Origin of the sequence: Colwellia sp. C2M11, assembly GCF_018860915.1 — a bacterium.
Classification (GTDB): domain Bacteria; phylum Pseudomonadota; class Gammaproteobacteria; order Enterobacterales; family Alteromonadaceae; genus Colwellia.
This window is the reverse complement of sequence record NZ_JAHKQD010000047.1, coordinates 238,395-260,770: the sequence shown is the minus strand read 5'-3', so window position 1 is coordinate 260,770 and position 22,376 is coordinate 238,395. Positions and strand designations below refer to the sequence as shown.

Below are 22,376 nucleotides of genomic sequence, written 5' to 3'. Positions count from 1 at the left end.
TTATTTATCTCCTTGTTGTTTTTGTTTACTGCGATTTCCATGCACTTGATCGTACTGACGATTTGTCCCCGATGTACCTTTATTGGAATTTTTTTGGTTTGATTGATTATCTTCTGGCTTTATTTTTGAATTCATAACTTTTCCTTAATAATTTAAATACGGTAACGCTGAATGCGTTACCTGCGTTTAAGAAATAAAGGCAAGTTTTTACGCTGAATTAAAGTTTCAGGTATAAAGCCATATTGAGCACGTTTAAATATCAAACGATATTCACCAAGTTTAAAGCGAATTAAATCTTTAGTTTTTCGAAGTTTTAAACCTCCTAGTTTTTGATATTCTATACCTTGCTCAAGGCTATTTTGTATTTTGCACGCTTTTATAAAATAACAGCTATTAGTTAATGCTGGATAACCTTTAAAAATTGTAGTGTTAGTTTTCATCTTATTGCTCCTGTTTATGAACTACAGCAATAATGAATTTGTGCGCGGCACAACCAAGGATTAATTTAATATTTTTTTTAAATAATCCCAAGCCTCTTTTGATTCAGACTCCTCTACATTAATTTTTCTAATCAAAACTTCTATTACGGGTAGCCTAATTAAAGCTTCTTTATTTAAGCTCTGAAGGATAGCTTTCGCTTCAATATAATTTTTTCCTAAAAACAAATTTTCCGCTTTTTGATATTCTTCCATATAATATTCCCAAGGAATGTCTTGGCTAAATAACTTAAGCATTGGGCTGATATCATTAAATTTACTAGGGTCACTAGAAAATGGTGATGGAAGTTTGTCTTCAAATAAATTGAAATCAGAAGATTTAAAGCACCCAATAATTTTATCGATATTTTCTCTTACTACTCCCAAACAAAAAAATTCTAAGTACTGCTTTTTTGTTTGCTCAAATAGCTTATTTAAAAATTGATCATCTATTTGATGTTTATACAAATAGTAAGATTGTAAAAGTTCTTTCGTGCCGTTTGTTCCAATTAAATATATCAATATCAATATATTATAAATAGAGTTTGTTCTGCCTTTAATAATAGGATACTTAGTGGTTGTTTCATCAGCAGCTTTTCTATTAACAATTTCAGATCTAAATTTAACTTTATCTAAATTTTGAGTTTTATGAGTTTTAGTCAATACATTATTTAACGCATCATGTATTGATTTGGGTAAAGTCTCTGTATCTAAAAACCTTCGAGCTAGTTCATTAAAAGAATAATATTCAATTTCCATACATTAATAGACCTCACATAGTAGCTTGCGTATGTCTTGCTTGTTTAATAATGTTGCTCTACTTCTTATAATCCGATCTACGGCTCGATTACCTTTTAAGCAGTGATAAGTTTTATATTTATAGCTACCCCAACTATTAACAGGCTCATTGTCATAATGTTGGTATATAAAATTTATAACTCCAATACATTGCCCAATTTTAATCGCCTCAAGTTTTGATAAAGATAAAACTCCTAGAAAATTTCTTTTATCTTCATCAACTTCATTGCAAGATTCAATCAAATCTAGTTCTATTCTTTTCTTTATAAAACTAACTGCAAGACACTCACCTAACTGAATAAACTCTTTTTTGCTAAATAACACAAAATCAGCTTCGGTTGCGTTTTCTAAATGCCGACAATCTTCAATTAAGGTTTCTTTGGCATAGCTATTTTGAAACAATAAACAAAGAAGTAATCCTACTAAAAATTTCATTTCACTACTCCTCTCCTTTACCAAAAAACCTAAACCCTCGAATGACAATAGCAAGGGTAACGCACCATACAATAGGACTAACCGTATCTACAAATACTCCATTAGTAAGTTTTGCAACTACATCTTCAATTAAAAATCCTGTTTCAAAATCAATTGCAAAAAAAAACAAACTAAAAATCAAACTAAAAATCAAAACAAGAAACTTTAAATAATTAAAAACAATACTATTAAATGCATTAGCGCATAATGCTATTTTATAACGTTTACTAGTGCCATTTATTTTAGTAATCATTAACGTTCTTAACTTCGTTAACGTGAAAATAACAATAAATGTAAGAAATAACTGATCTAAAACATTCCAATCGCTAACATATCCTACCCCTGAAATTAATTGTTCACTCTGAATATTCAACTTTCGACAAAATAAAAAAATCAACAGTAATGATATAAGCAAGCTAAGTAGGTGAATGGCAGAATGAAAATAAGATATTGTGATATGCCTAAAAAAATAGACTCCTTTAGGATTAATAACTCTAAGCTTGTGGCGTTGCTTATTTACGAAATCTATTTCGCGTTGATTAAAGTCGTTATCCACGATCTCTTGAGAATTTATCTTATTTGCATCAGAGGGATTTTCTTTTTTTGATTCTAAATTATCTTCATCAACTACAACAAAATCAGGTTGATATGTGGATTCACCATTCATGGTAATAGAGCTCCTTTTATAGGTACATAGACATTTATTATGCATAGTTAAACTAAGAATAAATAAAAATCATGAGGTTTAATAGTAAATTAAATTGCATTAAGCTTACAACTACTTCACAATTTTAAATATTCAAACTACCAAAAAAATAATTAAACTCACCATTATGGATTCTACTTGGCATACCAGCAATGAAACACAAAAGTTGCTTAAAATTTCCGGTTGCGAGCTAATGCACCTTAGGGTGAGCGGTAAGTTAAAGTTTAAAAAACAGGGCAACGCTTATTATTATCTTGTAAGCCAAAACCAAGTTAACCAAACAAAACCATCTAACAATGAAATTTATTGAGTATCGCGAACTTGTAAAATCACTTAGACAAGGTAAACAGCTCCCTACAGCAATTTACCTGCATCGCACAGCGATTGATTCCGTATTACCGAACACCTTAGTAAGTTTAATTTTCGACAGTATAAAAACACTAAATATTACTGAACCATGGAATTTATTAAAGCTATATAAGCGTGACTTTAAAATTACCTTACTAGACTACCCTGAGTTTGATACATACGCCTACCCTGCACTTCATACAAGCATAACGATAGATATAGAAGAACAAACAAAACGAAAAGCTAACTATCAAAAATCAGAAAACCCACCAATACTTCATCGTAAAGAAACCTTTGTATTAGCTAACTACCCATTGATTGAGTCATTCAAAGCAATAACCGCTGAAGGTGAAGCAATTGAGCTATATAAAAACACCAAAACAATTGGCTTTAAACAGCAGTGGCAAAAACTAATCCAGCGTAAAGGTTACCAATTAGATACCGAAGGAAGGCTTCACCCACTAGCAATATTTACAGCGCTGCCTAACGAAGACACACTTATAAAACATAATGAAGATAAGCCTATTGCCAGGCATTTAACCGCTATAAACCGAGACAAACTATCAAGCCCTTTTCAAAAACTCGCACACCATAATTTTTTAAACGGTGATTACAGTATTTTTGATTACGGTTGTGGCAAAGGTGACGACGCGAAAGAGCTTGAAGCTCATGGCTTAAATATACACAGCTGGGATCCTGTTCATAAACCGAAGAGTGATAAAGTTAACAGTGATATAGTCAATTTAGGTTTTGTTTTAAACGTAATTGAAGATATAAACGAGCGAACCGAAACACTTAAGAATGCCTGGCAACTCAGTAACCAATTACTTGTTGTTTCAGTTATGTTGGCAGGTTCAGCAAAGCTAGAGCAATTTACTCGTTATAAAGATGGTGTGATTACCAAGTGGAACACCTTTCAAAAATACTATAACCAAGCAGAAATTAGATCTTACATTGAACAAGTACTTAAAACTAAGGCTGTTGCATTAGGACAAGGAATTTTTGGTATTTTTAAAGACAAATCACTTGAAGAAGTATTTTATCTAAGTAGACAATACAAAACTAATTCAGAATATAGCAATGCTACTTGGCAACAACTAACCACAAAACCCAAACCAGAAAAAACACCATCAAAAATACAAGCAAAGTCACTTTACCAAAAAAACAATCAACTATTTGATGAATTCTGGCAACAATGTCTAGTTTTAGGTCGCATTCCTGCCAATGACGAATTTGAATGCAGTGACGATATACGGCGCGTAATAGGAAGTCACAAAAAAGCATTCGAGTTAATGGCGCCCATAATGAATATAACAAGTTTTGAGCAATCCCAAAAACATCGTCGTAGCCATGTACTTGTATATTTTGCGCTTAGCTTATTTGAAAAGCGTAAAATAAAGTCTCACATGCCAGCAAGACTGCAGCGTGATATAAAAGCGTTATTTCAATCATATAATCAAGTGATAGAGCTAGCACAATCATTATTGTTTTCAGTTGGAACACCCGAAAATATCAACGAAGCTTGTAACCAAGCATTTCAAAATTTTCAGTGTGGAAAATTAGTAAATGATAAGTCTTATACATTTAATCAAACATTACTTAATCAAATGCCTGCAATTCTTCGTGTGTATGTGGGTTGTGCAATTCAGCTTTACGGCGACATAGATGACATTGACATGATTAAATTACATATTCGCTCCGGCAAAGTAACATTACTCAAATACGATGATTTTAAAAAAAAATCGCTACCACTGCTTACTGAGCGTACTAAAATTCGTTTACATGATTTAGATATAGATTTCTTTTTTTATGGTGAAAACTATCCTTACCCTCCGCTGTACGATAAATCAGTTTATTTATCAAGTAATAGTAGTGAATACAAAAAACAAAAAAGGTTTGAAAATAGAGTTATTAAACAATTAAAAGATTTACCACTTAAACAATTACCTGATTGGGAGTTACTGCAAAAAATATTTGAGTACCAAGGAGTAAAATTAAAGGGAAATAAGTTTTACAAGTCGACTAACTCTTAATCAAACTAACGTTATATAAATAGACTTCTTTTAAAATCACTGGTTTTACACACAGTAAAACGTTATTATTCCCAACAATAATAACGGTAGGTTTTATATTTCAAAACAATATAACGTAATAATTATTACGTACTACAATTAAAAAACGTAATAATTTAACGTTTGGTATGTAACTATGAGTAATAATCAAGATTCTGGCTATTGTTTTTCATTTCCCGCTGTTAGAGGCACTCAAGCAGGACGACCTTTCTATATTGCAACTTGCCCGTTACGAACGATACCTAAAATATTCGTTTTTGATGAGGAAGAAGTTCCACCAGAATTAAGGGCACAGCGCACATTAAACAAATCTAGAATTCCTGCCATGGTAAAGTACTTAGTAGAGAACCCTAACGATTATGTTTTCTCTGCCTTAACGGTTTCTGTAGATACAACAATTACATTTACTGATAATGACCCTGAAAACACACCTAATTTAGGTATTCTTAAAGTTCCTCTTGATGCACAAATACTAATTAACGACGGTCAACATCGTCGCAAAGCAATTGAAGAAGCGCTAAAACAAAACCCTGATTTAGGATCCGATAACATACCCGTTTTATTTTTTGTTGATGAAGGCTTAACTCGTAGCCAACAAATGTTTGTGGATCTTAATAAATATGCGGTTAAACCCAATACATCGCTTTCTGATTGTTATGACAAACGCGATCCTAGCTCAGAAATAGCACGTTACCTTTCTGCCAATATATTACCGTTTAAAGGTTTTACCGAAATGGAAAAATCTAACATTAGCTCAACAAGCGGTAAGCTATTTACATTAAGTGGTATTAAACAAGCGACCCGCTCTTTAATGGGTAAAAGCCCTAAAGAACCCTATACCGAACAAGAAATACAAATAGCAGCCGAGTTTTGGCAAACTATTTATAGTGTCAGCCCTGAATGGAAAATGGTTTGTAATAAAGAGTTATCTCCTTCACAATTTAGACAAGAATTTATACATGCTCATGGTATTGGTCTGCATGCTTTAGGTGTTATGGGACATACTCTATTAACTGAGCAGCCAGACAACTGGAAAGAAACAGTAAAAAAACTAGAAAAAACTGACTGGCGTAAATCAAATGCAACATTCTCTAGCCGCTGTATTAACCAACAAGGTCGTTTATCAAAAGCGACTATCAATATACAATTAGTCGCCAATGCTCTGAAAATAGAACTTGGTTTAGCATTATCTCCTGAAGAACGCGCATTAGAATTACAGGCACAAAAATGAATAACTTATTCAACGAAGAATACTTAGATGAAGAACAACTAGATTATGTAAATAATGAGTACTTTTCTGGTTTTAAACGATATAAAAATTGGCAGACATTACCACCAAAATTAAAGCTTTATATTCCCAAATATATTGAAGACAAAAACACATTAAAAAATAAAGTAGAGCAAAACACACAGAAGTTAAAGTCGTTAATTAATATTGTTTACGCTTTGTTTTCAGCGATCGCTAAAAACGATAAAGTTGACGATTGCATACAAGAGTTAAGTGCCATTTATAAGGCTTTTCCAAAAGAAAATAAACTTAACGAACAGCAACTGGCAGCAATATCGAATTATTCACAAAGTGTTACTACACGCAATAATAAAGAGCTAACGACAATTGAAGCGGTATTTAATGATTTAACAGTACAATATCATAATGCACAAAATACTGAAGCTCATTTAAGGCAAGCAGAAAACACCTTAAGTTTATGTACAAATTTAGTAAATCAATATATTGATGATTATGAAGGTATTAGCTACAAAAAGATCAGAAAATCAGCAACAGAGATTGAAAAAGAAGCGAAAGAAACTAAAGTAGATTTAAAAGAAGTTGATGAATTTAAACAAATTAAATTCATCAGAAGTGTTCAAGAATGCGAAGCCTATTTAAATCAACAAACGTTTGATAACGATTCAGTTCCTGATTACGAACCTCATTGCAGTCAAAAACTCATTGATATTATTCATCGTGTTCATTCTGCTTATACTGTTGATAATCGCCCTTGGGTAATTGGCTACAGCGGTGGTAAAGACTCATCTGCTGTTGCAACATTAGTGTATTTATCATTGTTAGCAATGAAGAAAGAAAATCGTACTAAAAGTATTTATTTAGTCGCATCAGATACCTTAGTCGAAACACCCAAAGTTGTAGATCATATCGATCACTCATTAGCTGTTATTCATAAACAAGCACAGCGTGATGGTTTGCCCATTACTACACATAAAGTATTACCAGAAGCTAACCAATCATTTTGGGCGTGTTTATTAGGTAAAGGCTACCCTGCGCCAACTAAAAGCTTTAGATGGTGTACCGAGCGTATGAAAATCAATCCAGTAAGCGACTTCATTAAAAGCAAAATATCACAACACGATGAAGTCATTGTTACCTTAGGATCACGTAGCGAAGAAAGTGCCTCACGTGCACAGGTTATAGCAAAACATAAAATTGAAAACTCACGTTTCGCTCGCCATACCACATTAGCTAATGCTTATATTTATACCCCTATAGATACATGGAGTATGGATGACGTATGGAAAATACTTAGAGCCTGTAGCCTCGAAGTAACAACGTCACCATTAGGTATTGGTAAAAAGTGGTCTAATAATTACGAGCTTGAATGGGAAAACCCATGGGGAGCTAAAAACCTGACCCTTTGGAATTTATACAAAGATGCTTCAGACCAAGGCGAATGTCCAATGGTTATTGATGATAGCACACCATCATGTGGTAACTCACGTTTTGGTTGCTGGACGTGTACCGTAGTGACCAAAGACAGAGCCATGCAAAGCCTGATTAGTAATGGCGAAGATTGGATGCTACCTCTTCTTAAGTTCAGAGATTTATTAGCTCATACCAACGTACCTGAAAATAAAGACGAATACAGAAATTACAAACGTAGAATTGGTCGCGTTAACTTCCAACGCGCAAAAGATGGTGACGACATAAGTGTCGAGCGTGCACACGTACCTGGACCTTATTGGCTAAAATATCGTAAAAAATGGTTAAAAGAGTTATTGCTACAAGAAAAGCAATTTAACGAAGACGGTCATAAAATAGAGCTAGTTACAAAACCAGAGCTACATGCAATTCGACAAGAATGGTTAAATGATCCTAACGAACCTGACTGGGATGACTCTTTACCCGGTATTTATCGTGAAGTATACGGTCAAGATCTTAATTGGGTATATAACGACAATTCAACGTTTGATAAACAAGGTGCGCATATTCTTACCGAATTAAGCCAAGAATATAAAGTAATACCACAAATGGTTATGAAGTTACTAGATCTTGAAATATCGATGGAAGGTCTAAGCCGCAGAAGTGGAGTTCAAAATAAAGTCGCTACCATTTTAAAACAAGACTGGGGCACCTTAGAAGAAATTAAAGACAAACAGCAAGGCCAACAATCAAAAGCTGGCTACGATGTATTTCAAGAAGAAATAAGTACATTAAATGACAAACTATCGACTGTTGAAAAACTACTAAAGAAGGAATTTTAGCATGATAATCAAAAGCCTTACTTTAAATAACTTTCGTGTATTCAACGGTGTTAATAATATTAACTTAGCGCCAAACGCTAACAACAAACCTATCGTATTATTTGGTGGGTTAAACGGTGCAGGTAAAACCTCAATCCTTACAGGCGTACGTGTAGCTTTATATGGTCGTGCGGCATTCGGTTTCAATATGACAACAACCGAATACCAACAACAACTTTCAGCTCTAATACATAAAGGTAATGGCGTACAACATAATAGTGCCTCAATCGAACTTGTATTTACCTACAGCCAACAAGGCGTAGAAAGCGAATATAAAATTATACGCAGTTGGAAAAAAGATCAAAAAGACAAACTCGCATTATATAAAAATGAAGTACCAGAATCAGCTTTAGGCTACGAACAATGCCAAGCTTTTTTAAATGAATTAATCCCTATTGGTATTGCTGACTTATTCTTTTTTGATGGCGAAAAAATTGCTGACCTAGCAGAAGATCAATCAGGTGCCGTATTGCAAACAGCAGTTCGACGCTTGCTAGGTATTGATGTTATCGAACGCTTAAAGAATGACTTAAACATATTCCTAAAGCCGCACCAAAGCCAATCGATGCCTGACAAAGTTAAAAATGAAATTGCGCAATTAGAAAAACAAAGAAAAGCGCATGAAGAAAATTACGACACTTTAGTTAATAAAGCTGATGAATATATTCCACAAATTAACGGAATTAACGACGATATTCAAAAAGCACAAAACGACGTAATGAGTTTAGGTGGTGCTTGGGCAAAAACTAAGGCCCAAGAAGAAGCAAAAGTTAAAGAGCTACAACTTAGTAAGGCGAATATAGAAGCCAACATTCGTAAAGAAATGGAAGGTACTCTTCCACTTGCGTTAGCTAAAAGCACCCTATCGAATTTACTTAAACAACTAGATATAGAATCTGAGATTAAGCAGAAACAAGCATTTGTAAATGAATTTTCGAAATACAAAACACAACTCATTGAAAGCCTAAGCGGTGATGAATCAGCAAAACAAAGCGCTGAATCTGCAATTGAGCAATGTTTGAGCAATTATCAATCTAAGGACAATGCAAATAACACTGAAACATTGTTACTTGATTTATCTGAACGAGAGCGTGGCCAAATTGATCACCAAATAGAAGTTGCTTCTAAAAAATCATACACCGAGTTTGAACAATTAAAGTCTCAGCTTAATGGTATTGAGTTTGCTTTAGACGGTGCCGCGATTAACATTGCTCGTGCTCCTGATGAATCTCGTGTGGCAGATAAATTAAAAGAAATAGAACACTTAAATGATACTAAAACAAAAGCTGTATTAGCACGTAATAACAAATTAACCGATGCAAAAACAGCTGTAGAAAAGGCCATAGAATTAGCCAAAAACATTCAAAAAATTCACGATAAATATAAAACAGCAACTAATGTTTCAGATGCTGTACAAAATGCTCAAAACACTAATTCGTTACTAGAAAAGTTTGCTAAAGAGCTAACCGAAATTAGAGTGAAACAACTTGAAGCAGAATTTATTAAAAGCTACCAAAAACTTGCCCGCAAGAATGATTTAAAAATATCAGCAAGAATAAACACCACAACGTTTGATGTTGAACTCATCGACGAGCACAGTAATACAATTAACCGTAAAGAGCTTTCGGCTGGTGAAAAGCAAATATACGCTATCGCTATTTTAGAGGCGCTAGGTAAAACATCTGGTCGTAAGCTACCTATCATTATTGATACGCCTTTAGGGCGATTAGATTCGCACCACAGAGACAAATTAATAGAGCGCTACTTCCCTGATGCTAGTCATCAAGTCATTATTCTTTCTACTGATACTGAAGTTGATGAGAATTACTTTACCCAAGGTAAATTTGGCGACAGTATTTCACACGCTTACGAAATACAATTTAATGGCGAAACTAAAGCCTCTAAATTGGCCGAAGGTTACTTTTGGGATCAGAAGGCTAACGAGACAATTAGCAAAGCAGTAAATTACGTGGAGGCAATATAATGCTACCTAATCGCATGCAATTAACAAAAACAGTTGAAGACCAACTTAAACGTTTAAAAACTTATACTGACATTACACCTAACGTATCCGCGCGTATTGCTTTTTTCCGATCGGTTGAATCAGGTTTTACCTTTACTAAATCTGATGAAAAGAAGCTTGATGGTAGCTTAGTGTTAGATAAAATCACTTGGCTCGGGGAAACTCAATTAATCACCGAGCAAGTGTTAAAATTAAAATATCCTGAATTGGAAGGTAAAGCATTACAATCAGCATGGGCAGCACATGTTGAAGATGGCATTGCAGCCTTGAGAAATCATAAATCTCTTTACAATTTAGTAAGTAGGCTTTAGAAAGTGGGTACATCTAATAATTTAACGGATAGAAATACTATCAGCTATATTGAGAAATTACCCGAAGGTAAAAAAACACCTGATAAAATTGCAAATACACTCAATTCGGCCACTTCAAATAAAAATGAAAATAATAATACTTTTATTTATATAGATAATAAATCTAGAGAAAAAGTTAATTCGAATTCAACTTTACTTGGGATAACCTCTTCGGAAGTCACTGCAGCTGGCTCAGTTTTAACAGCTCTTTTATCTGTAATAGTTGCTATTTCAACGGTAAAAAAATACTCTAAAGATTATAAATTACAATTAAAACAAAGGAAGGATTTGAAAGAAGGCCAAGATATAGAAAAAGCTAAATTAAAAATTGAAAAATTTTACGGTCCTTTAAATGCTTATTTAGAAGAGTCGAGGTTAATCTACGAACTCTTTGCAAAAGAAGAAAAGAAAAGCCTAAAAAATAAAGGTAACTACTTTAGAACTCTCCGTTTTTTGACTAATGAACCTGACAATTCAATTAAAGGAATTGAAAGGTTTAAGCCTCACGATCAAGAGTTACTCAACCATATTTTGAATATCTCAGATCAGATAATCAAGTTAATTGAAGAGAATAGTGGCCATGTAGACAATCCTTCATTGCATACGTTGTTAGGGAAGTTAGCGGCACATTACCGAGTTATCAAATCAGCTAGTGAAGGAAAATTAACAGACCAAGCTAACTTTTTAGAAGATATAGTTTTTCCTCTTGAAATAAATGGTGCTATCAACAGCGAAATATCAAAATTAATAAACATTATTAATAGAAAAAAAGAATCATCAATAATAATAAACAAAACTATACGGTTTTATGAAGAAAACTATCTGGACTATTACAATCAAACCAGTGCTTCTAATACAATGAAGTTTACTTATGATCTTGTGAGAGAGTTTGTAGTTAATGGTTCTTCTATTTTAGACGCTGGCTGTGGTGTTGGTAGAGATACGAAATATTTTATTCAGCACGGATTTAAAGTCGTGTCATTTGATGCATCTACAAAAATGGTTGAGATGTGCAATGAATACCCATTTTCATTTTGTGAGCACGAAAGCTTTAGCACTATCAAATACCCTCCAACTTTTGATTTAGTATGGGCGTGTGCATCTCTCTTACACTTAGATGAGCCTGATTTTAAGGATGCATTATACAAGCTCCACAGAGCCCTAAAGCCTAATGGTGTAATTTACTTTTCACTAAAATCATTCATTGATGAATCAAAGAATACAAATAGAAATTTTTACAAATACCAATTCGAAGACGTTAGAGCTATTCTTGAATCAGAATATAATATGCAACACTTAAAATCCTGGTCGAGTATTAGTACAATTTCATCTTCAGAAAGATTCGAAAATTATATTTATAGAAAATAAGCAATTATAGGCTTCTTTAGTTATTAAACTAAACATATTAAATCAATTAAAAATTAGTATGTGGCCTTTGATAGAGAGTAAATTTAATACTCTCTTGTAAATATATTACGTAAACAAAGATGTCCCTCTTTTATATTTTTCTTGATTGAACCATCTTTCTATTTTATCAATGACAGTACCTTTACTATAAACAGACATTAATGTATGGGACAGTACATGGGGGTTTAGTAATTGAATATTATTTCTAATAGAGTAATCTCTTATAGTCGAGGTTATCAATCCGTTTGTAATAAATATGTATGAGATGTCTAAAGTTGGTGACTTTGTATTCATGCCTAATTTTTCTAGATATTCATTTCTAAAATCACTTCCTTTTTTCAAATTATCTTTGAAGAAAGCATCTTCGTAAATAAGAATTTTTTTATCAAGTGTTTTAGAACATTTTTTCGATTGAACGAATAAAACTCTTTCTTCAAGATAGATCCCTTTAGTCCTATCTTTCGACTTAGCAATAATATCAATACCACCATCATTTCCTCCATCAACTATATGTTGCATACAGAAGCCTCGAGATATTAAATACAGCACAGATATTAATAACATTTTATTAGGGCATGCTAACCTAATATATTGATATAAGTCCTTAGATTCAACCCAATCGAATTTAATATCACTTTGTTTATGATTATATGTGCCTATCAATGCCCCATCTTGAAGCCAAAATACAGGGGGATGTACTCCTAACAAATCATACTCAATTATCTTCTTATTGATTATATCTACGATATATCTTTCACATTTGACTGCTATTTTCTCAGCTTCTAGTGCATTAATAGAGAAATCATCTTTTAATATTTTTCTAACAAGACTTTGGGGTGAAAACGATTTTAAGCTCCAAACTTCAAAACCATCAGTTTTTTTATCAATATGGGTGATAACGTCTTTTAACAACATACCAGTTAAATACTTATCATGCTTTCAATTACATCCCTAAGCTTTTTCAAACTTGAAAACACATCTTCTTTAGATTTCAAAATAGTTGCGTAAGGAATATTTGTAATCGCCTTCTCCGCCCTAAGAACTTCTGTTTTCCAATCATATTCTTTCGTTTCCTCTGCTCGCCCCCATGCTTGTTCTATTGAAACTTCAAAATTATCAACTTCAGAGATTAAATCATCACGCTTTCTGTTTACCAAGTTACCTACATAACGTACGTGTTTAGGATCGTGAACTCTTCGGCCATTACTTCCTGATTCAACATTATCTTCATCAGGGCTAATCCATTCGCAGAATTGACGAAAATTATCTTCGTTTTCGTATGCATAAGTACTGTCATTCCATTGCATCCAAACCCTTACATCTTTATTTTTATATGCTTGTTCAAATAGGGAGAAATAGTCATTTTTTGCTTTATAGCCTAACTCAGGGTGTCGCTCCATTTGCTGTAATCCTTTATAACCACGGTATAAGCTACCCACTGCTTTTGCTGATAACCCAAATTGTTTACCAACACCAGTAAAGTTTTTACCTTTAGACTCTATTTGATCAAGAATTAATTTTGCTCTTTGAGTTGGTGACCAGTCTTTAATGCCCGAAATATGTCTAATTCCTTGCAACATCCAAGAAATATCTTCTTCTGAACCTGAATATTCTAAAACCTTTAATTTCTTTAAAGTACCAATCAATGTATCTAGATAATCATCATCGAACTCTGTCTCATCAATTTCTCCATTCTCATGTCGACTAATACAAGTTTTAATAGCTGATATTCTTCTATTCCCTTCCAATACAAAATACTTATTATCTTGTCCCTCAATTTTTTTTACTACAACCCTATCCATAGGAAGAAAGCCATTAATTAAAATACTATTAACAAGTTCTTCAATATTGTATTGTTGTATCGATTTTAGTGACTCTTTCTGTATTTTATCGTTAGTATATTTACTAAGAGCAACACGTTTACCTTCCTCAAAGAATCTTGGGTTATTGGGATCTAGAAAAATGTCATCAATCAATACTTCTTTTTCATTTAAAAAATTGGAATACATATATATTTCTCTCTTAAAACTTTATAAATTCAGGTAAGTTCCCAAAACGCTTTATCTTTAATTTTTTGTACTTTTTTATCGCCATCCACATAAAGACTGAAATGCTTATCAAGCTCACGTATTGTTTTCATTAACTGCTCTTGATCTGTTTTATCATCTTTATTGAAAATAGATTTAATATCTTGATTTTTTATCTGGCCTACGCGATGAACGATCCAGCTTAAAATATAGGCTGAATAGTCATTCTCGTTGGTTTTGAAATGGGTAATATCTTGTGTAGAAAGAATAACGCCAACGCCATATTCTCGGCCTTCTTTTAGGACTTTACGAAGGCTTGGGAAGTTTTGTGACATGAAGTTATCGGCTTCATCAACTAATAGTAATTTAGTAACCTGTCTGAAATCACCTTGTACTTCTGGCTTACCTTGTTTTTGCATTTGCGAGTAAAACAAATCAAGGGTAAGTGCGACTACTAGGTTTTGTATTTCGCTTGGGTAACCCGCTAGCTCTATCACGGTAATACCGTCAACAAGCTCGTAAAGTGATGTGCACTTGGTTATATCAGTTTCAAAGATTTCAAGCTCATGCAAGCTTTCTAATGCTGCGTATAGCGAGTCTTCAGTAGGTTCGCTTTCTTCAAACAATGCCCAAACATCGGCAATAGTTGGTGCTGGTTTATGCCAAGTGCTTGGATCGGCTTTTTTAATACCCGCTAGGTCGTAAGCTTCGCCAATTAGCTTTCGTAATTTCAGTGTTTGTTTTTGTCCTAAGCCAAAAGCTTTACCCATGGTTTCAGAAAAACCACGTGCTGTGTGTACTGGTAACATAGGTGTGTCACCAAACAGACTTAATGGGTTGTATGGTAACTTATGTAAGTTAAACTTTTTACCTTGTGTTGCATCAATAAACTTATCGTCAACATAGTCTGACTTGTAATCGAAAATTAAAATACCGATGGGTTTTCCATCAACATTATTATGTTGATTACGATATAACTGAGTAACTACAGATTTAGTACATTGGGTTTTACCTGTACCCATAGTGCCAATAATACCTGAGTTGGTATTCATGAACTTAGCGGTATTGGTTGGCTCCCATAAAATGGGCTGTTCATTTTGTACGTTATGACCAATTAATACTTTTAACGTATCAGTGGCCGCTTGCCCCTCAAGAGTTGAAGTTGAGCCTAAATTACCATCAGCTACTTCTACATGTTTAGGCTTTTCTATGCTGTACTCAGTGTCCTTATCAACCAATTTTTCACTAAGAGTGCTTGATGTTGATTGTTCACTGGTATCAACTAACTTAATTTTATTTGTAGTTTCACTTAACAGATACTTTTCAGGGATATAACACAGCTTTTCAGGGCAAACTTCGGTCATTAATGTTTGTAGTGGCGTACTTACAAATCCTTTTAAATAACTAATCGGTAATTGAATTTTTAAGATGTTTTCTACTTCTAAAAAATCAGCTTCAAAGAAGGTATCGTTTTCTACATGTGATACTAGAAACCCTTCAGGGTAGTTATTAATTTCAGCTATGCTGTAATCACCTTGTAGCCACCACTCACGTTGATTAATAAAGTCGGTAAAATAATCGTCATGGTATAAATTATAAAGTTTATATTTATCAACTTGCATAAGTACTTGGCGAATAAATAAACCTCTATATAATCCACCTGCAAAATCTTGTCTGCCCAGTATATCTTCAGTTAGGTAACGTTTAAGCTCTTTAGCTTGCTGTACGCCTTTATTGTGAGTTTGTTTAACACCTGTTTTTACTTCTAGCGGTAATAAATACATTTGTTGATTTTTAAAACCTACAAACAATACATCGTCAGAAATCAAACCTGACTTATAGCCTTGTACATGCCTAGAGAAATCGCTGTCACTCATTTTTAAGCCGATATTACCCGCGACTCTTATCATTTCAGCTACCGATAAAGGCACCCAAGTAATATCTGATTTAGCGAGTAAACAGCTTACAAACTTATACGCACCTATAATGCCTTTTTTCTCTTTACGGTCGTTTGCATTTTTACGCGCATCGCCGTCAGCTTTGATCATTTTTAATAACCATTCACCATTAAACGCATTAAATTCTTCGGTAATTCCACCTTCATCTTGCTCTAAAACTTTTTTGTATAGATCTGTTTGTTTACTTACGGTAATTGCGTCGTAATTAACAGAGTTGGTGTAATTATCTGAATAATGAATAAGCACTAAATCTTTCGCATTATCAAAAAAGTCTAAGGTTACTTTGGGGTCAATGATGGTTGTCCAAATGGAACTTTGGTACGAGCGATCTAATAATGTTTTAAAGCTATCGCTAACCGCCAATGCCATTGATTTAGACAAACTGTGCTGTTCGTTGGTTTTTCTAGAAGGCTTAATTAAACTTGCTAAGCTTTTAGCAACACGTAAATGCGGTAATTCTGTTATATCAACATCTTTAAGACCAAAGCCAGTAAAGTAACTGTCTTCTTTATTTGCTGCAGCTTCACCAGCTAATAAGCCATGACAAACCACACCGCTTAATTCCTCAGCAACGTTGACATCTGTAGGCTCTACTTTGTTATTGTTTCTAAAAAAGCTTAAATGAGCATAAGCTTGTTCAGTCGTTTTTCGGTTTTCAAACTTGCTATAAGTTAGTCGTGTTCTTAGTAAATCAATTATTGCGTCTGCTTGTTCACGAATAGCGCCTTTGTCTAAGTTATATAAAGATTTAATTTCATCATAACTGGCGGTTTCAGCGAATTTATCAAATTCGGTAAATGTTAATTGATCATCGTATAAATTTACGTGTATTTGACAAACTTTATCTTTTTGCACTTTAACGTAATCAATTAAACCTAAGAATACTTCATGATTCTGCTGATTATTCACAGAATTAATAATCAGAGTTGAACGTGAACCTGCATTAAATAAAGCAGAGAAAGCATCTTTAAACTCGCCTACTTTTTCTTTAACAAGTTTACGAACATAGGTGTAACTTGTTTCTTGCTGTGGTACCAGTTTCAACCAGAAGCAATTATCTTTTTCTAACTGGTTATATGAAAAGCCATGAACCGGATGATAAACAAACGGCAGTAAACCTTGCGCATTTAATCGGTTAATTGTGACTTTGGGTAAACCTTTAAAGCTTCCCTCTTCATCATCAACAACTTTGTTAGCTAAATTGAGGAAATACGCTAAGTTTAAAGGATGAAATGGTGTTAAGAGCTCTTCGTCTTCGAAAGTTGCAAAGCCAATGTTAACTAAACGCTTTTGCGATTTACTTAACATAATATCTATACCTATGGATTCAATGGCTTGTAGATATGCATTTACAACATTACCAACTAAAGATCTGAAGTCACTTCCCCAACCTGAAATACTTGGTAGTGTTTTGTTTTCCACACAATAATCAAAAAACTCACGATACGCTGAGTACAACTCTGTGTATTCATCTTTAATATCATCTAGGTAAACGCAAGCATCTTCTTCTGTCTTTCTTGTCAGTAATTGGTTATCTATTAATTCAACTTCCCATTGTAACAAGGTTAGTCTTCGACCTTTGGGTGCCACTTCTTTATTATCTAATACTATTTTAGATAGCTTATTTTCTGAGCGTTTAAAAGTGCCGAAATAATCATTTTGATATAAACGTACAAAGCGATCTTGGTCTAACATCAATGGCAAGGTTAATGAGTCAGTTGCAATAGCTCCTTCAACATTAAACATTAAACTTGAGTTACTACCTTTTACAATAAAATGTAATCGGTCAGACTCATTAGCTACTTGTTCAAAATCTATTTCACTAATTTCTGTAGCGTCAAATACCTGCCCTACTTCTTCAAGTGTTGCTTTACTGCCTTGCTCGGCAATAATAAAATTATTATCTTCGGTTTGAAGTGTAATGCGATTTTTATTAGGTTCAATTAAGAAGCTATGCCTAAATGCGTCAAGATAATATTCATTGGCAGGTAGTACTAACACTCTAAATTTATAACGCTCTGCGGTTTTTTCACGCTTTAGCGACAAAGTAAAATAAATTGGTTGTTGTGAAAAACTGCCAGAAACTTTAACTCGACTTCTTTTACCACCAGTATTATCTGGGTTAGCAATGTTAATCTCATCAACATTATTATGTTGAATTGCACATTCTTTCTTCTCTATTTTTCCGCCTAAAAAACTGAACTCCAGGGTGAAAGATGTTTGCTCAGGCTCTAATACTAAAATCAGCTGTCTATCGCGCATACCTGTTTTAGAGTCAGATTTATTGCGAGTAATTAACTCACCTTGGGCCAGAGTTTCGGTTTCAAGTTCAAGGGAGTTATTAAGGTTTTTAGCTTGCTCTTGAAAACACTCACTCAATTCTAACTCTGTTCTCCAGCTGTCAGGATGTTCTCCGCCGAAGTTTTTATTAATGAACTTTTCACTGAAGTTGATTTCAGCTAGCTTTTCATCAAGCTCATTAGGGAAATGATGGGTAATGAAGTCTAATTTTTCATAAAGCTTTTTGTTCTTATCTAGTCGTTCATTTATTTGTTCTTGTTTGCCGCTCCAATTAAGGATCGCTTTATCTTCAAGTAAACCTAATTCACCAAACTGCAAGTCACCATCAAGTAATGCTTTATATAATTCAACAAAACCGAACATGGTTGCGCCATCTTCTTGAATTTGTTTAAAGCGGTGCTCAAGTAAACATTCAGACACTTGGTGTGAATCATCGTGATAATTAATTAATGACTTCATTGACTCTTTTATAACTTCAGCATGCCAAACACAACCAGGCTGTGCTACATCTTCTGCAGAATTAATAAGAGTGTCTAACATACTATTATGTATGACAAGTAAAGCGGAACCCTTTAAGCTACCCTGTTGCCCCGCTACCTCGTCACGCAAATGAGAAATAAAGTTTTCTGAAAAACCTTCACCATTTTCATTGTGTAAAACGGGAAGTAATATTACGTCACCACAGGTTAATACTCGTAGTTCTATATCTTTAACACTTACGCTAGATTGAGATAGTTTGATAAATGCATCATAGAGCTTTTTACTATTTTCATTATCTGGTGACTGAAATTGGTATCTATAACCTGCTTTGATAGTGTCAGCACTTTCTTTAAGGAAATGCTCAGTTAAAAATGTCTCAAATGGTTTTGTTAACATAAACTGCATCTCCACTATCACTCATACGTTCAACATTTCCGATACGTTCGTAAAATTCAATTAACACTTGTTGACTCTGTTTATCAAAAAATACCCCCCTAGATTCAAATGCTTTTATTAATTCATTAAATCTCAAGCGATCCAATTCCCCTATAGCCAAGTTTGTTAACAACACCAAATAATCTTGATTAAAAACAAGTACACGTCCGGACCTGCCTCGGCTTTGAATAAAATGCTCACAGAGTTCAGCTTCAATGGTACGAACATAGTGACCATTAATTTCATGTCGTGATTCACCTCGCGAGAATTGTTTTTTTGATAATGTTAGTAAAGCGCCTAACCCAGATAAAGGGTCACTAGATTCTGGTATTTCAAGCTTAAGCTCGCGTTGATCTTTAAATGCTTGGGCATAAGTATTAAGCCATTCACTAGTTTCAGGATAATTAAGTACCGATTGAGCAACAGCCCAAATCGGTTGAGTAATGGCTTTGGGATCTTGTAACCCTTCATTCATTGAAAGGTAAGGAAATATATTCCACAGTGCATTTTTCATTGGCTTGTAGCCAAACTCATGCACCATAGCTCTTTCGTCACTTGCTTTTTCATTATCTAAAATGAAGTACATAGGCTTAGCTTTGGGCTCACCAGATCGCCAATCTTTAATATTAATGGCAAGTTGTGAGGTAAAAAGAAAGCCATATAACCGAAGAAAGTCTTTAAATACACTTAGAAGGTATTTAGGGCGCTTACCTAAGAAAGATAAGTCTTGTTGAAAATGTTCAGCCATAAAAGGTAAATAAGGTGATTCATTAGCCGTTTTAACAATAGTATTTTTATTTTTGGCTGATATTAAGTACTTATCAAACTCTTGATATATTTCGTTTTCAATGAAATTTAGCTTTATCTCAGGTTTATCAGTAAAGAAAAAATTTTGAAGTAGACTTGAAAACATACTTCCAAGTCTTGCATTTGGAGTACTACCCGTAGTTTTTTGTGCTTTAAACAATAAAAGCTCGGGTGCAATTTTGAATAAGTCTTCGCCTTCAAAATACATTTTCTCGACAATCGGCCAAAAGTCATCTTCATCAAGCTTTGCTACGAAAGTATTTTGACAACGTTGTTTGAATTCATCGATGCCTCCTTTTCCAAGGTCTTTACGATAAGATGTTTTAACTACATGCCCTAAAACACTATCCCAATCAAATACACCAGGCCTATCTTTTGTACGGATAGGAAAGAAGCTATTCAATGTATTTTTACTGTTAACTTCATCAGAAATTTTAGGTAAATCTGGTCTTAAAAGCGTCATAATTATAATCCACTTACTTCAAAATCTTCACCATCACTGGTAATTTTAATCCGCTGATCTTTTTTCAAGATATATAGGGTATTAGAGCTATTAGCTACATCTGCAATTTTATCAACAATTTCATCAAGTATAACAACTGTATTTTTGTCGTGTTTGTTTGGTCGGTAACCATCCACTATCCGTTGCATTAAGTTTAATAAATTAATATTGGCTGGCATTTTTAACGTTTCCTCTCCAATTTTAAAGAACATATGAAATTGAGAAACATGATCTTCCATAAAACCAGCAATACTTTTAATATCAGCTTTCAGTTCGATATGTGCTGCCAATTGGTAACCATTTCGTTCACAAATGAAAAACTCGCCTTTATTTAACTGCGGCGCATTTCGATTGTTGTATTTATGAATCGCTGCAATAACGGTTTCTTTATAAAAAGTTTTTATCGCAGCGCGTTGCTCAGGTAAACCTTCATAAGCAGTATGTAAATGCCACACAGTTGAATATTTATCAATAAGCTGCTCGTGAAAGTCAGCTTTAAAGTCAAGATGATAATTGTTCGAGAAGTCGGCGTTACGTAAAATATAAAATAAGCGTAAATAGGTTTCAGGCTTTTGGCCCTTACGTATTCCTTTTGCCGTTAAATCTGTAAGGTACTGTTCGAAGTTTGGATCAGATAATTTTAAGCTGTATGAAAGGATAAACTTATCTATAGCTTTAGAGCGCGTATTAGCAGGGTCAAATTCTGCAATTTTACTTACCAGTTCATTGTCACAATCAATAAACAAATTATCTTGTAAATAACCAGGCCCTGCTAACAGATGAAAAATAAAGTCAAGTAATGCTCTTGTCGTTAAAAACTGATCTTTTATAAGTCTTGCTTTAAATAATAAATCAACAATGACATCTTGTACTTCATCTATACTAAGTAATTCGTAATTTGCACAAAGCTTTTTATCCTTATTTGGAGAAATAAGTTCTTTATCGTAATACTGGCGAATTATATTATTATCAACTGCGCAGATTCGTTGTAATAACTGTTTAGCAAACTTAGATGAATGACCACTTTGCTGAAGCTCAAATTTAGGATATTTTTCAAAGTTGAGGAAAATATGCTCATCTTCCATCATATCGTCATTTAAGAAATACTTGATCGATTGCTTAACTTGCTCATGCTTCCCTTCTTCAACATAGTTACCTAACATACCTATATTAATACCAACAACAAGTGGCTTGCTGCCTTCAGTAAAGTCTTGAAATAGTTTATCAAGCGTCTCTATTGCGGAGTCATTAGGCTTAAAACTGTGAGTTGCATCGAGATGAAAATTGGCTCTGGTACTAAACTTATTACAATATTTAGTTAAGATTTCAGATTTTCCATCACCACTACTACCACATAAAAATATTATTTTTTTATCTGTTTGGGATAATGATGTAAGTGCTTGTTTGAAATCACTCTCTATATCAGTTGTAATATATAGATAGTCTTTGACTTCATCCAAATGCACTGAAATTGAGTCATTACGCTCAGTAGACACTGCATATGGCGATGATTTTGATAAAACGCTTAAGACTTCTTTAAGTATCACTTTCTCATCCTGAGTTATATTTTTGTGGCACATTAAATAACTATCATATTTCAATTTTATTTAATTGGGAACTTCAAATTTAAAAAATATAAATAAATTAAATATTTAGTAAGGCGGTTTAATCTTTA

16 protein-coding genes are annotated in these 22,376 nt (G+C 33.7%); 6 read left to right on the top strand and 10 right to left on the bottom strand.

Features of this window, described 5'->3' with window-relative positions; all coding sequences use genetic code 11:
- Genes KO509_RS18220 through KO509_RS13815 form a run of 5 tightly spaced genes read right to left on the bottom strand, consistent with a single transcriptional unit; the run spans position 1 to position 2,415 of the window.
- Positions 1-135, bottom strand: a complete 135-nt coding sequence (locus KO509_RS18220; protein WP_289847549.1) for a hypothetical protein — start codon at positions 133-135, stop codon at positions 1-3.
- A gap of 41 nt (positions 136-176) precedes the next feature.
- A complete protein-coding gene (locus KO509_RS13830) occupies positions 177-440 on the bottom strand; it encodes a hypothetical protein (RefSeq protein WP_215973840.1) in 264 nt (87 codons plus the stop codon).
- Positions 441-500: 60 nt separating this feature from the next.
- Complete coding sequence (locus tag KO509_RS13825; RefSeq protein WP_215973839.1) at positions 501-1,235, bottom strand: hypothetical protein; 735 nt, start codon at positions 1,233-1,235, stop codon at positions 501-503.
- Between the two features lie 3 nt (positions 1,236-1,238).
- Positions 1,239-1,709, bottom strand: a complete 471-nt coding sequence (locus KO509_RS13820; protein WP_215973838.1) for a hypothetical protein — start codon at positions 1,707-1,709, stop codon at positions 1,239-1,241.
- 4 nt (positions 1,710-1,713) lie between these two features.
- Complete coding sequence (locus KO509_RS13815) at positions 1,714-2,415, bottom strand: hypothetical protein (RefSeq protein ID WP_215973837.1); 702 nt, start codon at positions 2,413-2,415, stop codon at positions 1,714-1,716.
- A 335-nt stretch (positions 2,416-2,750) separates the two neighbouring features.
- Between KO509_RS13815 and KO509_RS13810 the strand changes: the two genes are divergently transcribed.
- The 6 genes from KO509_RS13810 to KO509_RS18315 all read left to right on the top strand — a co-directional run bounded on the left by KO509_RS13810 (position 2,751) and on the right by KO509_RS18315 (position 12,152).
- Complete coding sequence (locus KO509_RS13810; protein WP_215973836.1) at positions 2,751-4,835, top strand: DNA phosphorothioation-associated putative methyltransferase; 2,085 nt, start codon at positions 2,751-2,753, stop codon at positions 4,833-4,835.
- A gap of 175 nt (positions 4,836-5,010) precedes the next feature.
- Positions 5,011-6,105: a DNA sulfur modification protein DndB gene (gene dndB / locus KO509_RS13805; protein WP_215973835.1), complete on the top strand. Its 1,095-nt coding sequence runs from the start codon at positions 5,011-5,013 to the stop codon at positions 6,103-6,105.
- Positions 6,102-8,372 (top strand): DNA phosphorothioation system sulfurtransferase DndC, encoded by a 2,271-nt coding sequence (locus tag KO509_RS13800; RefSeq protein ID WP_215973834.1) that lies wholly within the window; start codon positions 6,102-6,104, stop codon positions 8,370-8,372. Before dndB ends, KO509_RS13800 begins: the two co-directional genes overlap by 4 nt.
- 1 nt (position 8,373) lies before the next feature.
- Positions 8,374-10,395: a DNA sulfur modification protein DndD gene (gene dndD / locus KO509_RS13795; protein WP_215973833.1), complete on the top strand. Its 2,022-nt coding sequence runs from the start codon at positions 8,374-8,376 to the stop codon at positions 10,393-10,395.
- The gene (gene dndE / locus KO509_RS13790; protein ID WP_215973832.1) at positions 10,395-10,745 is read left to right on the top strand and encodes a DNA sulfur modification protein DndE; all 351 of its coding nucleotides are present in this window, start codon (positions 10,395-10,397) and stop codon (positions 10,743-10,745) included. The genes dndD and dndE overlap by 1 nt, the downstream gene beginning before the upstream one ends.
- Positions 10,746-10,748: 3 nt before the next feature.
- Positions 10,749-12,152: a class I SAM-dependent methyltransferase gene (locus tag KO509_RS18315; RefSeq protein ID WP_215973831.1), complete on the top strand. Its 1,404-nt coding sequence runs from the start codon at positions 10,749-10,751 to the stop codon at positions 12,150-12,152.
- 105 nt (positions 12,153-12,257) lie between these two features.
- On the opposite strand, the gene KO509_RS13780 is transcribed toward KO509_RS18315, so the two are convergent.
- Genes KO509_RS13780 through dptF form a run of 5 tightly spaced genes read right to left on the bottom strand, consistent with a single transcriptional unit; the run spans position 12,258 to position 22,248 of the window.
- Positions 12,258-13,106 (bottom strand): hypothetical protein, encoded by an 849-nt coding sequence (locus KO509_RS13780; RefSeq protein ID WP_215973830.1) that lies wholly within the window; start codon positions 13,104-13,106, stop codon positions 12,258-12,260.
- 5 nt (positions 13,107-13,111) lie between these two features.
- On the bottom strand, positions 13,112-14,200 hold the full coding sequence (locus KO509_RS13775) for a hypothetical protein (RefSeq protein ID WP_215973829.1): 1,089 nt from the start codon (positions 14,198-14,200) through the stop codon (positions 13,112-13,114).
- A 29-nt stretch (positions 14,201-14,229) separates the two neighbouring features.
- Positions 14,230-19,353: a DNA phosphorothioation-dependent restriction protein DptH gene (gene dptH, locus KO509_RS13770; protein WP_215973828.1), complete on the bottom strand. Its 5,124-nt coding sequence runs from the start codon at positions 19,351-19,353 to the stop codon at positions 14,230-14,232.
- Positions 19,334-20,662 (bottom strand): DNA phosphorothioation-dependent restriction protein DptG, encoded by a 1,329-nt coding sequence (gene dptG, locus KO509_RS13765; RefSeq protein WP_215973827.1) that lies wholly within the window; start codon positions 20,660-20,662, stop codon positions 19,334-19,336. Before dptG ends, dptH begins: the two co-directional genes overlap by 20 nt.
- A 2-nt stretch (positions 20,663-20,664) precedes the next feature.
- On the bottom strand, positions 20,665-22,248 hold the full coding sequence (gene dptF / locus KO509_RS13760; RefSeq protein ID WP_215973826.1) for a DNA phosphorothioation-dependent restriction protein DptF: 1,584 nt from the start codon (positions 22,246-22,248) through the stop codon (positions 20,665-20,667).
- Positions 22,249-22,376 lie beyond the last annotated feature (128 nt).